The 1441-nt window shown below is 56.6% G+C and carries 1 rRNA gene; it reads right to left on the reverse strand.

Annotation, left to right across the window (positions count from 1 at the left end):
* Positions 1-7 precede the first annotated feature (7 nt).
* Positions 8-1441 (reverse strand): 16S ribosomal RNA (locus tag BMZ66_RS24975); the annotation flags it as partial.

The raw sequence follows: 1441 nt of genomic DNA on the forward strand, positions 1-1441 counted from the left end.
GCTCCAGAAAGGAGGTGATCCAGCCGCACCTTCCGGTACGGCTACCTTGTTACGACTTAGCCCTAGTTACCTGTTCTACCCTAACCGGCTTCTGTGACGAGCACCGGCTTCAGGTCTACCAAACTTCCATGGCTTGACGGGCGGTGTGTACAAGGCCCGGGAACGTATTCACCGCGTCATTGCTGATACGCGATTACTAGTGATTCCAGCTTCACGGAGTCGAGTTGCAGACTCCGATCCGAACTGAGAACGGCTTTTCGGGATTGGCGCACCATCGCTGGTTGGCAACCCGCTGTACCGTCCATTGTAGCACGTGTGTAGCCCTAGGCGTAAGGGCCATGATGACCTGACGTCGTCCCCGCCTTCCTCACTGCTTGCGCAGGCAGTCTGTCTAGAGTCCCCGGCATTATCCGCTGGCAACTAAACATAGGGGTTGCGCTCGTTGCGGGACTTAACCCAACACCTCACGGCACGAGCTGACGACGGCCATGCAGCACCTTGCTTTGTGTCCCGAAGGAAAGGCTCATCTCTGAACCGGTCACGCGCATTCTAGCCTAGGTAAGGTTCCTCGCGTATCATCGAATTAAACCACATGCTCCACCACTTGTGCGGGCCCCCGTCAATTCTTTTGAGTTTCACCCTTGCGGGCGTACTCCCCAGGTGGGATACTTAACGCTTTCGCTAAGCCACCGACATTGTATCGCCGGCAGCGAGTATCCATCGTTTACGGCGTGGACTACCAGGGTATCTAATCCTGTTCGCTCCCCACGCTTTCGTGCCTCAGCGTCAGTTACAGTCTAGGCAGCTGCCTTCGCAATCGGGGTTCTGGATGGTATCTATGCATTTCACCGCTACACCATCCATTCCGCCACCCTCGTCTGTACTCAAGCCGTCCAGTTTCCAGGGCAGTTCCACTGTTGAGCAGTGGGCTTTCACCCCGGACTTAAACGGCCGCCTACGCACCCTTTAAACCCAATAAATCCGGACAACGCTTGCACCCTCCGTATTACCGCGGCTGCTGGCACGGAGTTAGCCGGTGCTTATTCACCAGGTACCGTCGTCGGAGGACGCATCCCCCTTATTCTTCCCTGGCAAAAGCAGTTTACGACTCAGAAAGCCTTCGTCCTGCACGCGGCATGGCTGGGTCAGCCTCTCGGCCATTGCCCAATATTCCCTACTGCTGCCTCCCGTAGGAGTCGGGCCCGTATCTCAGTGCCCGTGTGGGGGACCAGCCTCTCAGCTCCCCTAGCCATCGTCGCCTTGGTGGGCCGTTACCCCCCCAACTAGCTAATGGCACGCAACCCCATCCAATTCCAATAAATCTTTAACCACGAAGTGATGCCACTCTATGGTCTTATGCGGTATTAATCCGCCTTTCGGCGGGCTATCCCCCAGAACTGGGTAGGTTGGTTACGCGTTACGCACCCGTGCGCCACTATTC

The organism is Hymenobacter arizonensis, assembly GCF_900115775.1.
GTDB classification, from domain to species: Bacteria; Bacteroidota; Bacteroidia; order Cytophagales; family Hymenobacteraceae; genus Hymenobacter; species Hymenobacter arizonensis.